Genomic DNA, 336 nt, shown 5'->3' with positions numbered 1-336 from the left:
GTGTACGCATCGTGCAGCGCCGCGAGCGCACTCGCCAGCTCGAACTTGTCCCCGCTGCGGGGCAGCACGTCCACCGCCTCACGCAACATCGGTGGCCGGCGGGGCAGATCACGGGTCTCCGCCAGCAGCCGCATGGCGCGCCCGCGCACCCGCAGGTGGCCGTCCGTCCCGATCCGGCGCAGCTGCTCGCGGGGGAAGCGCGCGGCCGTCTCGTGGTTCCCGAGCTGCAGGTGAGCGGCCGCCATCTCCGTGCGCCACGACAGTGTCTCGCTCTGAGCCATCCCCCACTGGTCCAGCAGGTCCGCGACGGCCTGGAAATCGTCGAGGGCGACCTGC

General features: G+C 72.6%; 1 pseudogene. It reads right to left on the bottom strand.

What is annotated here, in order from left to right:
* Positions 1–336, bottom strand: a pseudogene (locus tag IG94_RS39515) (helix-turn-helix transcriptional regulator); the annotation flags it as partial.

It is taken from the genome of Streptomyces olivaceus (assembly GCF_000721235.1).
Classification (GTDB): Bacteria; Actinomycetota; Actinomycetes; order Streptomycetales; family Streptomycetaceae; genus Streptomyces; species Streptomyces olivaceus.
The sequence above is the reverse complement of the archived record's forward strand: the minus strand, read 5'-3'. Positions and strand labels throughout refer to the sequence as shown.